General features: G+C 66.3%; 16 protein-coding genes and 1 pseudogene. 2 read left to right on the top strand and 15 right to left on the bottom strand.

The genetic code is table 11. The annotated features are described in order from the left end of the window. Positions 1-158 precede the first annotated feature (158 nt). The 9 genes and pseudogenes from JAO74_RS08925 to JAO74_RS08885 all read right to left on the bottom strand — a co-directional run bounded on the left by JAO74_RS08925 (position 159) and on the right by JAO74_RS08885 (position 5745). Entirely contained in the window at positions 159-614 is a 456-nt protein-coding gene (locus JAO74_RS08925) for a YaiI/YqxD family protein (RefSeq protein ID WP_199037397.1), read from the bottom strand. 283 nt (positions 615-897) lie between these two features. Next, positions 898-1590, bottom strand: a complete 693-nt coding sequence (rplA, locus tag JAO74_RS08920) for a 50S ribosomal protein L1 (RefSeq protein WP_056528454.1) — start codon at positions 1588-1590, stop codon at positions 898-900. A gap of 4 nt (positions 1591-1594) precedes the next feature. Then, positions 1595-2026 carry a 50S ribosomal protein L11 gene (gene rplK, locus JAO74_RS08915; RefSeq protein WP_199037141.1) on the bottom strand — a complete coding sequence of 144 codons (432 nt, stop codon included), beginning with the start codon at positions 2024-2026 and terminating at the stop codon, positions 1595-1597. Between the two features lie 259 nt (positions 2027-2285). Then, positions 2286-2822: a transcription termination/antitermination protein NusG gene (gene nusG / locus JAO74_RS08910; RefSeq protein WP_199037138.1), complete on the bottom strand. Its 537-nt coding sequence runs from the start codon at positions 2820-2822 to the stop codon at positions 2286-2288. A gap of 13 nt (positions 2823-2835) precedes the next feature. Further along, positions 2836-3033 carry a preprotein translocase subunit SecE gene (gene secE, locus JAO74_RS08905; RefSeq protein ID WP_199037136.1) on the bottom strand — a complete coding sequence of 66 codons (198 nt, stop codon included), beginning with the start codon at positions 3031-3033 and terminating at the stop codon, positions 2836-2838. A 268-nt stretch (positions 3034-3301) separates the two neighbouring features. Then, a pseudogene (locus JAO74_RS19345) lies at positions 3302-3724 on the bottom strand (Npun_F0296 family exosortase-dependent surface protein); the annotation flags it as partial. Positions 3725-4080: 356 nt separating this feature from the next. After that, complete coding sequence (gene cdd, locus JAO74_RS08895) at positions 4081-4539, bottom strand: cytidine deaminase (protein ID WP_199037134.1); 459 nt, start codon at positions 4537-4539, stop codon at positions 4081-4083. After that, the gene (locus JAO74_RS08890; protein ID WP_199037132.1) at positions 4536-5210 is read right to left on the bottom strand and encodes a GH25 family lysozyme; all 675 of its coding nucleotides are present in this window, start codon (positions 5208-5210) and stop codon (positions 4536-4538) included. The genes cdd and JAO74_RS08890 overlap by 4 nt, the downstream gene beginning before the upstream one ends. 19 nt (positions 5211-5229) lie before the next feature. Beyond that, entirely contained in the window at positions 5230-5745 is a 516-nt protein-coding gene (locus tag JAO74_RS08885; RefSeq protein WP_199037130.1) for a UPF0262 family protein, read from the bottom strand. 97 nt (positions 5746-5842) lie between these two features. Here JAO74_RS08885 and JAO74_RS08880 point away from each other — a divergent pair, with 97 nt between their 5' ends. Next, positions 5843-7336: a replicative DNA helicase gene (locus JAO74_RS08880; protein WP_199037128.1), complete on the top strand. Its 1494-nt coding sequence runs from the start codon at positions 5843-5845 to the stop codon at positions 7334-7336. Positions 7337-7343: 7 nt separating this feature from the next. Here JAO74_RS08880 and JAO74_RS08875 read toward each other — a convergent pair whose 3' ends face one another. From JAO74_RS08875 to cobA, 6 genes are all read right to left on the bottom strand, one after another. Continuing rightward, positions 7344-8453 carry a helix-turn-helix transcriptional regulator gene (locus tag JAO74_RS08875; RefSeq protein ID WP_199037126.1) on the bottom strand — a complete coding sequence of 370 codons (1110 nt, stop codon included), beginning with the start codon at positions 8451-8453 and terminating at the stop codon, positions 7344-7346. 191 nt (positions 8454-8644) lie between these two features. After that, the gene (locus JAO74_RS08870; protein WP_199037124.1) at positions 8645-9403 is read right to left on the bottom strand and encodes a phosphoadenylyl-sulfate reductase; all 759 of its coding nucleotides are present in this window, start codon (positions 9401-9403) and stop codon (positions 8645-8647) included. Then, on the bottom strand, positions 9396-9839 hold the full coding sequence (locus JAO74_RS08865; RefSeq protein ID WP_199037122.1) for a DUF934 domain-containing protein: 444 nt from the start codon (positions 9837-9839) through the stop codon (positions 9396-9398). The genes JAO74_RS08870 and JAO74_RS08865 overlap by 8 nt, the downstream gene beginning before the upstream one ends. Then, positions 9832-11457, bottom strand: coding sequence for a nitrite/sulfite reductase (locus tag JAO74_RS08860; protein ID WP_199037120.1), 1626 nt, complete (start codon positions 11455-11457; stop codon positions 9832-9834). Before JAO74_RS08860 ends, JAO74_RS08865 begins: the two co-directional genes overlap by 8 nt. A gap of 147 nt (positions 11458-11604) precedes the next feature. Next, positions 11605-11901 carry a DUF2849 domain-containing protein gene (locus tag JAO74_RS08855; RefSeq protein ID WP_199037118.1) on the bottom strand — a complete coding sequence of 99 codons (297 nt, stop codon included), beginning with the start codon at positions 11899-11901 and terminating at the stop codon, positions 11605-11607. Continuing rightward, entirely contained in the window at positions 11898-12713 is an 816-nt protein-coding gene (cobA, locus tag JAO74_RS08850; protein ID WP_199037116.1) for a uroporphyrinogen-III C-methyltransferase, read from the bottom strand. The genes JAO74_RS08855 and cobA overlap by 4 nt, the downstream gene beginning before the upstream one ends. Before the next feature lie 143 nt (positions 12714-12856). Between cobA and JAO74_RS08845 the strand changes: the two genes are divergently transcribed. After that, positions 12857-14668, top strand: coding sequence for a DUF885 domain-containing protein (locus JAO74_RS08845; protein ID WP_199037114.1), 1812 nt, complete (start codon positions 12857-12859; stop codon positions 14666-14668). The last annotated feature ends 32 nt before the right edge of the window (positions 14669-14700 follow it).

Genomic DNA, 14700 nt, shown 5'->3' with positions numbered 1-14700 from the left:
CGGAGGCCGGGGCCCAGTTGGGTGACGGATTGAGATAATAACGACCGCCTTCCCAACTGGACCCCGGCCTCCGCCGGGGAGGCGCGCGACTGTCGTTTTATTTCCCGGATCAATCGACTGTACTGGCATCCTGTATCGGTGAGCGAAAGGCGTGGCGTCTATCGCGCTAGTTTCACCAGCGCGGCGTCGAGCGCCGACAGGAAACGGGAGCGGTCTGCCTTGGCGAAGGGGGCGGGGCCGCCCAGTTGGTCGCCGCCGGCGCGCAGGTCGGCCATGATCGCGCGGGTGGCGATGGCGCCGCCGATCGAGGCGGTGGTGAAGGGTTTGCCGGTGGGCGACAGCACCGTCGCGCCGACTTTCAGGCAGCGATCGGCCAGCAGGATATCGGCGGTGATGACGACGGATTTCGCGTCGGCGGCCTCGGCGATCCAGTCGTCGGCGGCGTCGAAGCCGTCGCTGACCACGACGCGGGTGACGAGCGGGTGGGCGGGAATGCGGAGGTGCTGGTTGCTGACGATCACAACCGGGACCTCGACGCGCCAGGCGACGCGGTAGATTTCGTCCTTTACCGGGCAGGCGTCGGCATCGACGAGGATGCGGCGGGGGGTGGTGATGGGGTGGCTCCTCGCTGGTGTTGCGCGCTCGCCCTCACCCTTATTGCCGGCTATTCCCTCTGCCGGTTGGAGAGGGAGGGAGGCGCATTGCGCTGGGAGGGTGAGGGTCGTTTTACATACGGAAAGGGCCGGGATTGCTCCCGGCCCTTTCGTTTTATCCGGCGGAGGCCGGCATGGGAGTAAATCCCATGCCGTCAGTCGCGGGCGTTGCCCGCGCTGGCCGGCCGTTCGCGCGCGCTTGTGCGCAGCGGCGCGTAGCTGGCGCTACACGCCTCGCTCCGGCTTACGCGCCTGCGACCTCGGCGGTATCCACGCGAATACCGGGGCCCATCGTCGACGACAGGGCGATCTTGCGGACATACTTGCCCTTGGCGCCCGAAGGCTTGGCCCGAACGACCGCATCGACCAGCGCGTCGAAGTTCGCGCGCAGGTCCTCGGCGGGGAACGATGCCTTGCCGATGCCGGAGTGGATGATGCCGGCCTTTTCGACGCGGTATTCGACCTGACCCGACTTGGCGTCCTTGACGGCCTGGGCGACGTTCATCGTCACGGTGCCCAGCTTCGGGTTCGGCATCAGGCCCTTGGGACCCAGCACCTTGCCGAGGCGACCGACGATGCCCATCATATCCGGGGTCGCGATGCAGCGATCGAAATCGATCGTGCCACCCTGGATGATCTCCATCAGGTCTTCGGCACCGACGACATCGGCACCGGCCTCACGGGCCTCGTCGGCCTTCGGGCCGCGCGCGAACACGCCGACGCGCACCGTCTTGCCGGTGCCCTTGGGCAGGTTCACGACGCCGCGGACCATCTGGTCGGCGTGACGCGGATCGACGCCCAGGTTCAGCGCGACCTCGATAGTCTCGTCGAACTTGCTGGTCGCGTTGGTGCGGGCCAGCGCGATCGCCTCGTCGATGCCGTGCAGCTGCTCGGGGTTGATCGAGACCGACTTCTGCTTCTTGCTCAGCTTGGCCATGATATCAGCCCTCCACCACTTCGAGGCCCATCGCGCGAGCGGAGCCTTCGATGATCTTCGTTGCGGCGTCGATGTCATTCGCGTTCAGGTCCTTCATCTTGACCTGTGCGATCTCGGCGAGCTGCGAGCGCTTAACCTTGCCGGCTACGACCTTGCCCGGCTCCTTGGAGCCCGACTTGATGCCGATGGCCTGCTTGATGAGGAAGGTCGCCGGCGGCGTCTTCGTCTCGAAGCTGAACGAACGGTCGGCATAGACGGTAATCTTGGTGGGGATCGGCGTCCCCTTGGCCATGTCGGTCGTCGCGGCGTTGAACGCCTTGCAGAACTCCATGATGTTCACGCCGCGCTGACCCAGCGCGGGGCCGATCGGCGGGGCGGGCTTCGCATCGCCGGCCGGAACCTGCAGGTTGATGTAACCTGTAATCTTCTTTGCCATGTCACTCTCACATTTGGCCGGGCGCCCGAGGGCGATCCGACCGGTTCAGTTTAGCGGTGATAACGACCCGGAGGCCTCCCGCGGCATTTTCCTATGACCTGGAAGGTCAGGGGAAAGTTAGACCCGGGCCGTCCCTGTTTCGGGGCGGGTCGGGAAACTGGTGTGGCCCGTTAGACGGGGCGGACGCGGGAGTAAATCCCGCGTCTTGACGTCGGACGGGATCGCTTCGCGACCCGCCGGCCGGGCCGCGCAATGGCCCTTACTTGCAACGCTCCACCTGTTCAAAGTTGAGTTCCACCGGCGTCGCGCGGCCGAAGATCGACACCGAGACCGACACCTTCGACTTGTCGAAATCCAGTGCCTCGACCGTGCCGTTGAAGCTGGCGAAGGGGCCTTCCAGCACCTTGACCGCGTCGCCGATCTCGTAATCGACCTTGACCTTGGTCTTCGGCGCGGCGGCGGCTTCTTCCTTGGAATTCAGCATCCGCGTCGCTTCGGCTTCGCTGATCGCCTGGGGCTTGCCCATCGATCCCAGGAAGCCGGTCACCTTCGGCGTGTTCTTCACGAGGTGATAGACCTGATCGGTCATGTCGAGCTTGGCGAGGACGTAGCCGGGCATGAACTTGCGCTCGACGGCGATCTTCTTGCCGCGACGTGCCTCGGTAATCGTCTCGGTCGGGACTTCGATCTGTTCGACGAGGCGGTCGAGACCCATGCGGGTCGCCTCTGCCATGATCGAATCGCGGACCTTGCCCTCGAAGCCCGAATAGGCGTGGATGATGTACCAGCGCGCCATCGTGCGTGATCCTTTACTGCGCGAGTTTGAGCAGGGTGTTGACGACCGCCTGGAAGAACGAATCCACGCCCAGGAAGAACAGCGCAAGGATCGTCGTCATGATGACGACCATCAGGCCGGTCATCCACGTTTCCTTCCAGGACGGCCACGTGACCTTGGCGGTCTCGGCCTTTACCTGGTTGATGAATTCGATGGGGGTCGTCTTGGCCACTGTCAAAACCCGCTGAAAAAAATGCCGATCGCGAGGCATAGACCGTCTCGCCGCTTCCCAAGATGGAAACCGGCGCTGGCCCGTCCTCGCTGTCGGATGGACCGTGCATCTAACGCCGGGGGGCATCGAAAGCAAGGCCGGGGAACGGGCCGGGGAACGGGGCGTGCCGAGAGCGATCCGCCGGCGCGGCCGATACGACACCGGCAAGCGAAAGGCCGCCGGCGTTTCCGCCGACGGCCTCCCCGTATCGCTACACCGACTGGTGGTGTCAGGCGGTGACGAACTTCACCGACCGGCGACGGTAACGCGACGCGGCGCCGACCATGCCGAAGCCGACCAGCATCAGCGCCCAGGTGCCCGGCTCTGGAACGGCGGAGACGCTGAAGTTCGCGGTCTCGAACGCGTCCTGGCGGGGCGAGTTGGTGAACGAGACGCTGCTGATGGTTTCACCCAGCGAGCCGACGAACTGGACATACTGCGAGAAGTTCTGGTCGCCATTGGTGACCGAGAAGCCCAGGTTCGACACGTTGAAGTTGTACGTCGACTGGTTGGTGACCAGTTGAAGTGCATTGTGCGTGTCGGGCGAGCCCCACAGGAAGCTGAGATAGCTCACCGGCGAGGTGAAGGTCAGGGTTGCAGGCTCACCGGCCTGCGGCCCGGCGGCCAGGAAGTTGTTGCCGAAGACGTCGCCTTCGGGAATGTCGGCGAACGGACGATCCGAATTATAGACCGTGCCGCCCTGCAGCGTCGCGACGGAACCACCGTCGAGGCCGGCGCTGCTGAGGTTCAGGAACGGACCGGTGCCGCGACCGAGGCTGCCGACGAGGGCTGCATCGGCGGTGGCAGGCACCGCGCCCATGGCGGCCGCGAGCAGAAGAAACTTGATGGAACGCATACTGATCTCCCCGAAGCGGACGCTCACGATTGGCGACCGCACTGGTTCCCGGGAAATTCTCCAGCACATCAAAAGTTCATTAATGATCGGTAACTTTATAGCAGTGATGCAGTCTGTTTATGTCCCATAACAGGACAGGCGTGCTGACAAACCTATGATATACCGAGATCGGATGGCCCGAAAGCGTCCGGCAATAAATCGGACAATCGATAGGTCCGCACCGCATCCCCTTCCGCCGCGCCGCAATGGACGGGCAGGTCGCGGCTTCCCATCTGCGCGGCTTCGTTGATGACCTGTCGACAGCGGCCGCAGGGGCTGACGGGGACGGTGCCGGTCGGCCTGCCGTCCGCGTCCATCGCGCCGCCGATCACCGCGATCGCCACGATCTCGCGCAGGCGGCCGGCGGCGCTGGCGGTGGCGATGGCGACGGTTTCGGCGCAGAGCGACAGGCCGTAGCTGGCGTTTTCGACATTGGCGCCGGTGATGACGTCGCCATTCTCCATCAACAGCGCGGCACCGACGGCGAAGCGCGAATAGGGCGCGTGGGCGTTCAGCGCAGCGGCACGGGCGGTGGCGATCAGCGTGGAGGGCAGGGCGGGGGTATCGGTCATGATGCGGTGACGTCCCAGTTCACGGGGTTCTCGACCCCTTCGATACGGCGCATGTCGCTGGCGCGCCACAAGCGCCACGGGCGGGCGGCGTAATCCGGTTTCAGGAAGTTCGCCTTCGCCCAGATCGGACGGTGGATGGCGTCGGACAGCGCATAGGCGGCGTCCATCGCCTTGCCGACGCGCAGCAGCACGGGCTTGCCGGTATGCGCCTCTACCATCTTCACGAACAGGCGCACGTCGCGGACCAGGGCGGCGGGTTCGGGATGGTCGGTGCAATCCTCGCGGAAATCGACGTCGACCGCGGCGGGAAGTGCATCGGCGAGGCGGGGAACGACGGTGTTGAAGGCGTTCGCCTGCGCCTCGGCCGGCTGGCACAGTGAATACAGGTGCACTGCGCCGCGGCGCAGGCCGGCGGCGGGCAGCGCGTTCCAGTTCGCCTCGAACGAGGAAACGCGCCGGTCCGCGCCCACCGTGGCGGCCAGATAGGCGAAATCGGCACCGGCGGCGCGTACGAAGCCCCATTCGACCGCGCCGGGGGTGGCGCCCAGATCGATCCCCTGCAACGGATAGGTCTTCGTCGAGGGTTGCCAGACGGTGGCATGATGCCACCCGGCAATGGCCGTCGCGCCGAGCAGCGACAGGGCCAGCGCGGCCTTGCGGATAATGGTCATGTAGTCCTTTTGGGGGTGGTCAGCCGCGCAGGTGAAGCACGCAGATCAGCGTGAACAGGCGACGGGCGGTATCGAAATCGACGTCTATCTTGCCCGCCAAACGCTCGCGGAGCAACTCGGCGGCGTCGTTGTGGACGCCGCGACGGGCCATGTCGACGGTTTCGATCTGTTGCGGGGTCGCGGCGCGGATCGCCTGGTAATAGCTGTCGCAGATCGCGAAATAGTCCTTGATCGGCCGCCGGAAGCGACCGAGCGCGAGGACCAGCGTTTCGAGGTGGCTGCGATCCTCGCGGTAGATGTGGATGCCGAGGCGACCTTCCTCCGATTCGAGCTTGATCCGGTAGGGGCCGGCATAGCCGTCCGCCTGCGGCCGTTGTGGCGCGAAGTGATTGCCCTCGATCAGGTCGAAGATCGCGATCCGCCGCTCCTGATCGACATCGGCCGACCGCCAGCCGATGCTGCGTTCGTCCAGTTCGACATCGATGATGCGCGGATCGCCGTGGGCGGTGGCGGGAGGGACCACGGGGTCGGTCATTCCCATCGGATAGCGGGGCGGACGGTGGCTGTCACTTATCGGCATCGTTCCATCGACCATTGCTTGAAGGCGGGCACAGGCGGCGTATGAGCAGGGGATGGCAACCCTCGCATTCCCGACTCCCATCGCCGCCGCCGAGCCGCAGCACCTGCCCCGCAATGTCGAGGCGGAGGCGGCGATGCTGGGCGCGATGATGATCGACAACCGGCTGGCGGACGATCTGGTCGACCGGCTGGAACCCGCGCATTTCTACGAACCGCTGCACGGCCGCATCTTCGCATCGATAAAGACGTTGCGCGCCAATGACATGCTGGCGACACCTGTCACGCTGCGTCCGATGTTTGAGGCGGACGAGGGGATGAAGGAACTGGGTGGCCCGGCCTATCTGGCGGGGCTGACCGGATCGGGTGCGGGGCTGATCGGCGCGCGGCAGTTCGCGACGCAGATCTATGATCTGGCGATGCTGCGGGCGCTCGTCACCGTCGGGCGGACGCTGGTCGACCGGGCGATGGACACGTCCGAAGAGGTGAACCCGCGCGCGCAGATCGAGGCGGCGGAGGAGGAACTGTACAAGGTCGCCGGTGACGGCGGTGCCGAGAACGCGACCAAGACCTTCGCGCAGGCCACGACGATGGCGGTCAAGATGGCCGAGCGGGCGCTGAATTCCGGCGGCAATCTGTCGGGCGTGACGACGGGACTCGATTCGATCAACGCCAAGATCGGCGGCATGCATCATTCGGATCTGATGATCCTCGCCGGGCGACCGGGCATGGGCAAGACGTCGCTGGCGACCAACATCGCGTTCAACGCGGCGCGGCGCTGGATGCGGGACATGGAGGACGGCATCGCACCGGCCGATTCGGTGGGGGCGAAGGTGGCGTTCTTTTCGCTGGAAATGAGCGCCGACCAGTTGGCGACGCGTATTCTGGCCGAGCAGGCGAGGATATCGTCGGAGTCCCTGCGCATGGGCAAGATCAGCCGGGCGGAGTTCGGGCAACTGGCGGCGGCGGCGGCGGAGCTGGAGAATCTGCCGCTGTTCATCGACGATACCGGTGGTCTCAGCATCAGCGCGCTGCACACCCGCGTGCGGCGACTGCAGCGGCGGCACAACAACCAGATCGGGCTGGTGGTGGTCGATTACCTCCAGCTGCTGAGCGGGTCGGGCAAGTCGAGCGAGGGCAATCGCGTGCAGGAAATCTCAGAGATTTCGCGCGGGTTGAAGACGCTGGCCAAGGACATGAACGTGCCGGTGCTGGCGCTGTCGCAGCTGTCCCGCGCGGTGGAAAGCCGCGAGGACAAGCGGCCGATGCTGTCGGATCTGCGCGAATCGGGATCGATCGAGCAGGATGCGGACATGGTGTGGTTCGTGTTCCGCGAGGATTACTACGTCGCCGCCAAGGAGCCCAAGCGCCCGACCGAGGGCGACGACAGCCGCGTGTTCGAGGATCACCAGAAATGGGCGACCGACATGGAGCGGGTCTATGGTCTGGCGGAATTGATCGTGGCGAAACAGCGCCATGGTGCGACGGGCAAGGTCATCATGAAGTTCGATCCGACGATCACCCGCTTCTCCGATTATGCGGGGTACTGATCGGGGATCAGCAATAGGCGCGCAGGGTCAGGACCAGTTCGGCCTGACGATGGCAGCCGGTCTTGACGAAGAGCGATCGCAACTGGCTGCGCACGGTGGCCAGCGACGTGCGCCGCCGGCGGGCGATGGTGGCGAGATCGTCACCCCGGAGCAGCGAGCGGGCGACTTCCAGTTCCGACGGGGTGAGGGTGAACGCCGTCATCAGCCGGACATCGTCCAGCGCGGCATCCGATCGCGGCATCCGGATCGCCAGAAGAGCCCGCGCCTGCGACAGGGGGCCGGATGGTCGCCGGGGCAGCGGACACATATCGGCGAACAGCGGCGTCGCCGATGTCATCGCACCGGACAGGGTGATCGGCACCGCGCCGCGCCATTCGGTGCCATGGGCGTTCATCGCGGCGAAGGCGTGTTCCAGCGACGCCGCCGTGCGTGGGCAGGCCGCGATCAGACGGCCGGCGCGGACCGACAGATGGGTGGCATCGCGCAGCAGCGCCTCCGCACCCGGCGACAGCGCGGCGATCGACATATCGGGGCCGAGCAGGATGCCCGCGCCCGACAGGTGATCGGCGGTGGTGACGAGCGACTGGTCGACCGTCGTGCCCAGCGCGATGGCGGCATGGATCGCCGCACTGATCGCCGGGGCGATGGCATCGACGAAGCGGACATCGGCGGCCTCCGCCTCACCGACCGATCCCGGTTGAAGCAGGCTGAGCGTGGCGACCAGATCGGTCGGGCTGTCCAGCCGGGTGAGCATGGCGAACGGCACGTCGCTTTCGTGAAACAGGCCGTTGTAGATCGGCGTACGCTGGCGCCCCATCGGCGATATGAAGTCGCTGTCGACCATGCAGTGAAGCGGCGATGCCATCATCAGCGCGCGGGTGCGCGGATTGACCAAAGGGTTGGGTCCGCCGGCGGCCAGATAGGCGGTTTCCTCGTCGGTGGAGCAGCCGGTCAGATAGTTGAAGGCGAGGCCACCTTGCGCATTGATCGCCGCCAGTTGCGCGATCCGCGACCTGGTCGCCTGCGCGAGGGCGGACAGGGGAACCGACCAGTCGATCATCCCCATCGCCGCCTCGCGAAAGCATTCGACTATCCGTTCCCCGTCCCCGTCCGTCATGGCGCCCCCGGCCTGTTGCGGGCAGCATCGCCAAAGAGTCGTCGGCAGGCAACTCTTTAGTCTGTTTGGGGGATGCGGGCCGCTCGATCGGCGGTCAGGATGAGGCCGTGCCCGGGGGGAAATCGCGGCGCGACCAACGCCGGCGGCGCTGACGACGCATCACCGATGCGGCCGCGTCGCCGGCGTCATCGTTAGAAAACGGGGTCTTCGCCCGGCAGCGTGGAGACGTGGATGCCGCATTCCACCTTGTCCCAGCCGCGCCAGCGACCCGAACGCGGGTCCTCGCCGGGCTGGACCTTCGTGGTGCAGGGCGCGCAGCCGATCGATAGATAGCCCTGCGCCTCCAGCGGATGGCGCGGCAGTTCGTGCTCGGCGAAATAGGCGTCGAGCATCGCCTTGGTCCAGTCGGCGAGCGGATTGATCTTCAGTCGGCCCTCATCCTCCTCGAACCGGGGCAGGGCGATGCGGGTGCCGGACTGGAAGCCCTTGCGGCCGGAAATCCACGCATCGAACGGCGCGAGCGCGCGGCGCAGCGGTTCGACCTTGCGCAGGTCGCAGCAGCCGTCGGGATCGTAGGACCAGCGCAGGCCGGTCTTGTCCTTCGCCGCCAGCAGACGCGGATCGGGACGGAAAACGCGCAGGTCGGTCAGGCCGAGTCGCTCCGACAGCTCGTCGCGATAGGCGAGCGTCTCGCCGAACATTTTCTGCGTGTTGGTGAAGATCACCGGCACGTCGGGATCGACGCTGGCGACCATGTGCAGCAGCACCGCCGATTCCGCGCCGTACGACGAAACCGAGGCGATGCGGCCGGCCAGTTCGCCGATCAGCAGATCGCGCAGCATCGCCGCTGCGGGCACACCCTCGTACCGCGCCTGAAACGCCGCGGCATCGGCGGCCGTGAAGGCGGGGGTGGTGTCGATCGTGTCGATCCGGCGGGCGGCCTCAGCCATGTCGCAGTTTCCAGACCGGTACGGCGGCGTCGGCGGCGGCCTGATACCGGAAATCGTAGCGGTCGAGGCTGCGGCGCAATGCCTCGCCGTCGATCTCCGCCTGCGGTGCGAAGCTGTCGAAGCCGCAGCGGCGCATCAGCGGCAGTTGATCGACCAGCACGTCGCCCTGGGCGCGCAACTCGCCGGTGTATCCCGCCTCGCGCAGGACGCGCCCGGCGGAATAGCCGCGACCGTCGCGGAAGGTGGGGAAGCTGACTTCGACCAGCGCGAGCCGGTCGAGATAGGGGAGCAACGCGCGGGCATCCTCGCCCGCCTCCAGCCGGACGGCGGTGGCGTTGGTCTGTTCGGCGAGGAACGCGTCGAGGGTGACGGCGGGTTCGTCGTGCGGTTCGTCGTCGCGGAAGCGGAGCGTGGTTTCGGTGGCGGACTCAACCATAGATCGCGTCCTTGAACGGCTGCATCCCGACGCGGCGATAGGTGTCGAGGAAACGCTCACCCTCCTCGCGCAGGGCGACATAGGTGTCGGTGGCGCGCTCGATCGCCTCGACCACGCCGTCCTCGTCGAAACCGGGGCCGGTGATCTTGGCGAGCGACACATCCTCTGCCCCCGATCCGCCGAACGACAACTGATAATTCTCGGTGCCTTTCTTGTCGACGCCGAGGATGCCGATATGGCCGGCATGATGATGGCCGCAGGCGTTGATGCAGCCGGATATCTTCAGCTTCAATTCGCCCAGATCGCGGCTGCGATCGGCGAAGCGCACGGCGATCTTCTGGGCCAGCGGGATCGAGCGGGCGTTGGCGAGGCTGCAATAATCGAGGCCGGGGCAGGCGATGATGTCGGTGACGAGGTCGAGGTTCGCCTCGGCCAGCCCGGCGTCGGTCAGTTGCTGCCAGATCGTGTACAGATCGGCCTTGCGCACATGCGGCAGGACGAGGTTCTGCGCGTGGGTGACGCGCAGCTCGTCGAAGCTGTAGCGTTCGGCCAGATCGGCGACGAGGTCGATCTGCGCCGACGAGGCATCGCCGGGGATGCCGCCGACCGGTTTCAGGCTGATCGTGACGATCGCGTGGCCGAGCTGTTTATGGGCGCGGACGTTCTGGTCGAGCCAGACGGCGAAGTCGGGATCGCTGCGATCGACGGCATCGGGCGCGTCGGTGTCGAAGGCGGGCGGGGCGAACATCGCGGTGATGCGCGCCAGTTCGGCGGCGGGGGGATCGATGCCCAGCGCTTTTACCGCGAGGAATTCCTCCTCGACCTGACGGCGATATTCGTCGGCGCCGATTTCATGGACGAGGATCTTGATCCGCGCCTTGTACATGTTGTCGCGGCGGCCGTAGCGATTGTAGACGCGCAGGGCGGCTTCGAGATAGCTCATCAGGTCGTCGGCGGTGACGAAATCGCGGATCAGCGGCGCGATCATCGGCGTGCGACCCATGCCGCCGCCGACATAGATGCGACCGCCCAGTTCGCCGTCACGCTCCACCAGTTGAATGCCGATATCGTGCAGGCGCATCGCGGCGCGATCCTCGTCGCTGGCGATGACGGCGATCTTGAACTTGCGCGGCAGGTAGCTGAATTCCGGGTGGAAGGTGCTCCACTGGCGGATCAGCTCGGCCCATGGGCGCGGGTCGGCGACCTCGTCGGCAGCGGCGCCGGCGAACTGGTCGGACGAGATGTTGCGGATGCAGTTGCCGCTGGTCTGGATGGCGTGCATCTCGACCGTCGCGAGGCGGGCGAGGATGTCGGGCGTATCCTCCAGCTTGATCCAGTTGAACTGCAGGTTCTGGCGCGTGGTGAAGTGGCCGTAATCGCGATCGTAATCGCGGGCGATCGACGCCAGTGTGCGCATCTGGCGGCTGTCGAGCGTGCCATAGGGAATCGCCACGCGCAGCATATATGCGTGCAGCTGAAGGTAGAGACCGTTCATCAGCCGGAGCGGCTTGAACTGGTCCTCGGTCAACTGGCCGGCGAGGCGGCGGGTGACCTGATCGCGGAATTCGTCGACGCGGGCGTCGACGATCGATTGGTCATACTGGTCGTATTTATACATGTTACCTCGATTCCTCCCCGGCACGGGGAGGGGGACCAGCGAAGCTGGTGGAGGGGGTGGGCCACAGGCGACGCGCTTGGGGAAGCCCCCCTCCGTCAGGCCTGCGGCCTGCCACCTCCCCGTGCCGGGGAGGATCTATTGCAGTGTTCATATCACCCAACTCCCGGCAGCGGGATCGGCGGGCTTCAAGGTCAGGTCGACTCGCACCGTCGGCCCCAGTGCGCGGATGCGATCCTTGATGTGGGCGGGGCGGGGGCCGTCGGCGGTCGGTGTCGCGTCGATCACATAGGGGACGTTGACGCGGCGGGCGCCTTCCTCGGCCCGCGCGATCGCCTCACCCTGATCGCCGACGTCGATCGCGTCCTCGATATGGCGCGACCAGCCGGAGCCGGTCCACCATGTCACGTCGCCTGTCGGCAGGTCGTTTCCGGTCAGTATCTTCATGCCGCCGTCTCTTCCGCGATCCGTGCCCAGCGGGCAAGCTTGTCCACCGCGTCGGACAGTTCCACGACCTCGCCGACGACGATCACGGCCGGGCTGCCAACGCCCTCCCGCGTGACCATCGGGCCGAGATCGGCGAGCAGCGTCTTCATCGCGCGCGATCCGGCCTGCGTGCCGCGTTCCAGCACGGCGACGGGCATGTCGGGGGCGACGCCATCGGCCATCAGCTTGTCGGCGATGTCCGATGCGGTCGCGACGCCCATGTAGATCACCAGCGTGCGACCTTGCCCGGCGAGGCCGGACCAGTCCTGATCAGACAGCCCCCCTTCGGCGCCGCTCAGGGCAGGCTTGCACTGGCCGGCTACGAACGACACCGCACTGGAATGATCGCGGTGGGTGAGCGGCAGCATCGCCTCCGCCGCGCAACCAAGGGCCGCCGAGACGCCGGGGATCACCTCGACGGGCAGGCCGGCGGCGCGGACCGCCTCGACCTCTTCGCCGCCGCGGCCGAAGATGAAGGGGTCGCCGCCCTTCAGCCGGATGACGATCGCACCGGTCTTCACATGCGCGACGATCAGCGCGTTGATCGCCTCTTGCGGCAGGGTGTGGCGGGCGCGGCGCTTGGCCACCGAGATGCGCTGGGCGGTGGCGGGGGCCAGTTCCAGTACGCGCGGGTCGATCAGGCCGTCATGCACGACAATATCGGCGATCTTCATCGCCTCCACCGCACGCACGGTCAGCAGGCCGGGATCGCCGGGGCCTGCACCCACCAGAATTACGCGGCCGCGCGCGTGCGGATCGAGAAGCGTCGCCATACCTGCCAGATGGGGAAAGCGCGGGCGCGGGGCCAGTCACCTTTGCTTGGGGATACCGTTAGTCCTTCTTTCGCAGGGGTGTTTGTGGCGTTAGGCAGTGGCATCCGCGTGGGCGATCCGACGCGCAAAGAAAGTCCGAATTCATGCGCCTGTCTATTGTTGCCGCCCTGTTGCTCGCTACGGTTGCCGCCCCGTCGTTCGGGCAGGCGCTGCCGCCGCCCGTGCCGATGCCCGGCGATGGGCCAGAGGACGCGCGGCTGAAGCGGCTGTTCTACGACAGCGACGAGCGTGATCTGAAGCTGGGGCCGCTCGGCGCGATCGGGCGGGGCGACATGCGCTACGCCGACCAGTTCGGCGAGTATCTGACCGATGCACGAACCGCGAAGGACAAGGCGAATGTCGAAGCCGACCTGAAGGCGCTGCGGGCGATCGACCGCACGAAGCTGACCCCGGTCGACCAGATCGCCTATGACGTGTTCGGCAACGGGCTGGAGATCGCGCAGCGTGGTTTCGCGCCGGCGGTGCTGAACGTCGACCGGTTGCTGCCGATCAGCCATTTCGGCGGCTTCCAGACATTCTATCCCGATTTCGCTTCGGGCAAGGGCGCGGCGCCGTTCAAGACGGTGCTGGATTACGACAACAACCTGAAGCGCAACGCCGGCTATGCCGCGCTGTACGAGCGGGTGATCGCCCGCCTGCGCGAGGGCATGGCGAAGGGGGTGACGCAGCCGAAGCTGGTCGTGCGGAACCTGATCACCCAGTTCGACAATCTGCTGGCCGAGGGTGTCGAGAAATCGACCTTCTACGCGCCGGTGACGATGTTCCCAGCCAGCATCCCGGCGGCCGACCAGACGCGGTTGAAGGCGGCCTATGCGGCGCAGATCCGCGACGTCATCAATCCGGCGCACCAGCGGATGCGCGATTTCCTGGCGAAGGAATATCTGCCGAAAGCGCGCGACACGGTGGGCCTGTCAGCCTTGCCGGGCGGGGCGGCGCTTTATGCGTTCCGGATCGAGGAGAGCACCACGCTGCCGCTGAAGGCGGAGGACGTGCATCGGCTGGGCCTGTCCGAAGTCGCGCGGATCACCGCCGGGATGGAGGCGCAGAAGGCGAAGGTCGGCTTCAAGGGGACGCTGGCGCAGTTCTTCGATTATCTGCGGACCGACAGGAAGTTCCAGCCCGCCTCCGCCGATGCCCTGCGCACCGGGTACGAGGCGATCGGCAAGCGCATCGACGCGCGCGTCCGCGAGCAATTCTCGCTGATCCCCAGGACGCCGCTGGAAATTCGCCCCGTCCCCGATTTCCGCGCGAAGAGCGACGCGGCGGGGTCGTACAACAGCGGCACGCCGGACGGATCGCGGCCGGGCATCTTCTATTACAACACCTATGACCTGCCTGCCCGCTATACCTGGGGCATGGAGACGCTGTACCTGCACGAGGCGGTGCCGGGGCATCATTTCCAGATCAGTCTGGCACAGGAGAACAAGGCGTTGCCGGCGTTCATGCGCTTTGGCGGCAACACCGCCTATGTCGAGGGCTGGGCGCTCTATGCCGAGACGTTGTGGCCCGATCTGGGCATGGAGACCGATCCGTATCAGCGCATGGGTGGCCTGTCGGACGAGATGCTGCGCGCGATGCGGCTGGTGGTCGATACCGGGCTGCACGCCAAGGGATGGAGCCGCGACAAGGCGATCGCGTACATGACCGCGAACTCGCCGATGGGCCTGACCGACGCGACCGCCGAGGTGGAACGCTATATCGCGATCCCGGGGCAGGCGCTGGCGTACAAGATCGGCCAGCTGACCATCCTGAAGCTGAAGGCGCAGGCGAAGACGGCGCAAGGGGCGGCGTTCGATCCGCGTGCGTTCCATGCCGAGGTGCTGGATACCGGTGCGCTGCCGATGCCGGTGCTGGAAAAGAAGATCGGCGACTGGATCGCCGCCAAGCCGAAGTGAGGTAACGTGGTTCCCCGGCGAAGGCCGGGGTC

This window comes from Sphingomonas mollis, from assembly GCF_016427505.1.
GTDB classification, from domain to species: domain Bacteria; phylum Pseudomonadota; class Alphaproteobacteria; order Sphingomonadales; family Sphingomonadaceae; genus Sphingomonas; species Sphingomonas mollis.
This window is presented reverse-complemented; position numbering and strand designations above follow the sequence as displayed.

Bases quoted from the DNA above. Each gene is read 5' to 3' on its own strand.
- nusG (WP_199037138.1), bottom strand. From the start codon at position 2,822: ATGGCGCGCTGGTACATCATCCACGCCTATTCGGGCTTCGAGGGCAAG.
- cdd (WP_199037134.1), bottom strand. From the start codon at position 4,539: ATGACCGATACCCCCGCCCTGCCCTCCACGCTGATCGCCACCGCCCGT.
- cobA (WP_199037116.1), bottom strand. From the start codon at position 12,713: ATGGCGACGCTTCTCGATCCGCACGCGCGCGGCCGCGTAATTCTGGTG.
- JAO74_RS08855 (WP_199037118.1), bottom strand. From the start codon at position 11,901: ATGAAGATACTGACCGGAAACGACCTGCCGACAGGCGACGTGACATGG.
- rplA (WP_056528454.1), bottom strand. From the start codon at position 1,590: ATGGCCAAGCTGAGCAAGAAGCAGAAGTCGGTCTCGATCAACCCCGAG.
- JAO74_RS08865 (WP_199037122.1), bottom strand. From the start codon at position 9,839: ATGGTTGAGTCCGCCACCGAAACCACGCTCCGCTTCCGCGACGACGAA.
- JAO74_RS08845 (WP_199037114.1), top strand. From the start codon at position 12,857: ATGCGCCTGTCTATTGTTGCCGCCCTGTTGCTCGCTACGGTTGCCGCC.
- rplK (WP_199037141.1), bottom strand. From the start codon at position 2,026: ATGGCAAAGAAGATTACAGGTTACATCAACCTGCAGGTTCCGGCCGGC.
- JAO74_RS08875 (WP_199037126.1), bottom strand. From the start codon at position 8,453: ATGACGGACGGGGACGGGGAACGGATAGTCGAATGCTTTCGCGAGGCG.
- JAO74_RS08890 (WP_199037132.1), bottom strand. From the start codon at position 5,210: ATGACCATTATCCGCAAGGCCGCGCTGGCCCTGTCGCTGCTCGGCGCG.
- JAO74_RS08870 (WP_199037124.1), bottom strand. From the start codon at position 9,403: ATGGCTGAGGCCGCCCGCCGGATCGACACGATCGACACCACCCCCGCC.
- JAO74_RS08880 (WP_199037128.1), top strand. From the start codon at position 5,843: ATGGCAACCCTCGCATTCCCGACTCCCATCGCCGCCGCCGAGCCGCAG.
- JAO74_RS08885 (WP_199037130.1), bottom strand. From the start codon at position 5,745: ATGACCGACCCCGTGGTCCCTCCCGCCACCGCCCACGGCGATCCGCGC.
- JAO74_RS08860 (WP_199037120.1), bottom strand. From the start codon at position 11,457: ATGTATAAATACGACCAGTATGACCAATCGATCGTCGACGCCCGCGTC.